The organism is Methanobrevibacter sp. (assembly GCF_045577275.1).
Lineage (GTDB): Archaea > Methanobacteriota > Methanobacteria > Methanobacteriales > Methanobacteriaceae > Methanobrevibacter.
Genome location: NZ_JAZNIB010000142.1, coordinates 1 through 3275, shown reverse-complemented (window position 1 = coordinate 3275; position 3275 = coordinate 1). Strand labels below are relative to the sequence as shown.

Here is a 3275-nt window from a genome sequence, read left to right as displayed (position 1 = left end):
AGATTTATTAGGCTTATCAGACTTATTAGAACTGTTCTTATTAAAAGATTTTTTATTATTTTTATTATTATTCTTCTTATTCTTTTTATAATCTTTTTTAGGCTTATTTTTCTTCTTAGATTCCTTATTATCCTCTTTTTTACTCTTTTTGGAACTGTCTTTAACCTGTTTGTTTAGATTATTTTTAATCTTCTTATTCTTCTTTAATATATTCTCATTCTCTCCATCTATCTTTTCAGCCAATAACCTAAGCTCTTTCAAATTGGTCTTGAAGAATGGCTTATTGTAATAATGACTTAAATAATGTGAATCATTGATTGAATCCTTGATTATTACACCATCATCAACAGATAAGAATGACATTGCAACTGCTCTTCCAAACCTTGTTGTGTCAATTGTATCATCTGCATGTATATTGATAGCATCTTTATCCTCAAGTTCATCAAGTGCTGTTGTTATATCCATTGGAACTGGAATATTTTCATAGAATTCCTCAACTTCCCCCACTTTCCTTAAGGACTTTGATGATATATCAGCAAGTATCTGTTCAAGTGATCCATCCTCTGTATAATCCACAAAGATATCCTCAACATCACTTTCGAGAAGGTCCAATGCCACAGCCTCTTCACTTTGGTTATCAAATTCACTGCCTATTTCTGGAATAAGATATATTACACCCCTATCATGATAGGTTGGCCTACCTGCCCTTCCTAACATCTGTGAGAATTCATTTGGACTGATCCACTTATTTCCCATAAGCAATGATTCAAAGATAACTTGAGATGCTGGGAAATCCACACCTGCAGCTAATGCTGCTGTTGTGACAACTGCAGCTATCTTACCTTTTGAGAAGTCCTTTTCAATCTTTTCCTTTTTGAAATATGACAATCCTGCATGGTAAGCAGATGCATTGATCCCTTTTCCAGAGAGGAAATTAGCAATCTTATGGGTTTTTCTTCTTGAATTTGTAAAAATCAAAGTTTGACCCTTAAATCCTTTTGATGATGTGCTGTAGAACTCCCTTTGCACCAATTTTCTAATTAGGATTCTTCTTTGAACATCTCCTCTTGCAAAGACTATATGACGTTCAAGAGGAACTGGACGCTCCTTATACTGAACCAATTTCATATTGAAGTCATTAGCCAAATCCTGAGGGTTCTTGATGGTAGCGGACAATCCTATAATTTGGGTATTTGGGAAGATATGCTCGATTCTCCTAATCAAACCGTTTAGCCTAAGACCCCTATCCTCATCGGATATTGTATGAATCTCATCTATAAGGACTAGTCCCAAATCATTCAATGCAGAGCTTTCTCCAGAACGGATCAAGAAGTCGATTCCCTCATAGGTACCGACAATAATGTCTGCATCCTGAATGTTTGAATTAGGTAGTTTAAGTTCTCCCTTTGCCTTTATACGGTTCATACCTACCTTAATTGCCACTTTAAGACCTAAAGGTTCATATCTCTTTTTAAAATCCCTATACTTCTGATTTGCAAGTGCAACAAGAGGTGTTAAAAACAGAAACTTTTTGCCGTTCAATGCCTTAGGAACTCCAGCGAGCTCTCCAACTAAAGTCTTTCCACTTCCAGTAGCTGAAACTACAAGCATATTTTCATCCTTAAGCAATCCTTCACGAATTGCCAAATATTGAACCGGAAGCAAGTATTGGTTCTTTTCCTGAATGATTACCTTCTTGAACTCTTCTGGAATCTTAAGCCTTTTCATGGCTATTTTAGGTATTTTGGTATCATGAACCTTCACCCTATCGAACAATGTCAAATCAGTATGTGCCAATGGATCGAATCTTGGTGAAAGCATTTCCAAAACATCATCCAAACTGCCTGTCTTGTCCAATATCCTCTTGAAGTTCCTGAAAACCTTCTTATCATATCCTCTAAGTTGAAGCTCCCTTTTGATAGTGTTTTCTGCACAGGTCTTGCAGATAAGCTGATCATGATAACGATATGAAAAATCAGAGTTTATTATGGTCACTTCCCCTTCAAAACTGCAATGCTGGCAGATATTTGTAAATCTGACCTTAATGTTGTTTTGCTTTAGGAAAGATTCCAGTTTTTCGTCTTTGTCAGCTAAGAAAACAGCTTGAGAACGCAATAGATTGATTGCCTTTGAAGGAGGATAAAGCTTATCTTCCTTTTCATCCTTAATTACAAAACGCTTAATGGAGATGGAACCGTCTTCCTCATCCTCCTTAAACTTCAATACACCTACAAATTCAGGCTTGCGCTTTGTGTTGAGAGCCCCTTTAGGACTTCCAATAGGATACATTTCCCAAGACTTTTTCTTTTTGTTTAATACTATCATTGATAAAATTCCTGATTTTTCTTTAATTTAAGTTCTTATTAGTTTATAAATATATTTTTAATAGTTTAAAAAGATTAAGACAAAAATAGTGAATGGATTAAAGAATTGAAAAATAAGTTGAAATAATAAAATAAACTAAAATTTAAAAATAAAAAATTGTAAAAAAAGAATAGTTAAAAATAAGAAATAAAAAAGAATTATTTTTGTTTCTTATAATGGAAAATAGACTCTAAAAAGTCATTAGTCTTGAATTTGGAATCATTGCTTGAACTTGACATGATTATTGCATATCCATCATAATCTCCTTTTCCACAATAGACGATAATTGGATCTCCATTATCCATATCAGTACTATAGACCTGATTTTGAGATGCATTTTCAAATTCACATTTGAAGACATTTAAAACATACCAATCATCCCCTAAATTCACATAATAGGTTTCATATCCTGTTATAGTGAATCCTTCTGATTCAATGTCATATGAATGATTGGAATCTATCAACTGAGCCTCCCCTTTACCGCTAAGATAAGTATTCTTATCTATTGATATTTTATAATGGTCATTTGAACCTAGATTTCCACTTCCTTCTTGTCGATTTCTATCATATAGATAATCATTATTGGAAAGGTTACTGGAGCTTTCTTCTATAATAGAAGTGTCATAATTGTTGGAATTATCGCCTGTATTTGCATAATAGGCAATTACTGAAAACAATAACAATACAATAAAAAGAACTATGCATATTTTTCCACATGGCAGACTTTCAGAGACCGTACTGCCTGAGGAAGTGTTTGATGAATTGTCATTAGTCCTTTTAGAGGAGCTTTCAAATGGATTTTTAGAGCTCTTATTGCTGAAATCATCAAAAGGCCCTTTGAAATCATCACTGGAAGATCCGTCAGCCTTATGTCTAGGAATATATTCCTGTCCGCATTCAGGACAATACTT

At 34.0% G+C, this 3275-nt stretch carries 2 protein-coding genes; both read right to left on the bottom strand.

What is annotated here, in order from left to right; genetic code table 11:
- The coding region (locus ACKI67_RS04380; RefSeq protein WP_407462176.1) for a DEAD/DEAH box helicase at positions 1-2325 on the bottom strand (2325 nt) is incomplete at its 3' end.
- Between the two features lie 197 nt (positions 2326-2522).
- Positions 2523-3275, bottom strand: a 753-nt coding sequence (locus tag ACKI67_RS04375) for a hypothetical protein (RefSeq protein ID WP_407462175.1), incomplete at its 5' end; no start/stop codon positions are given.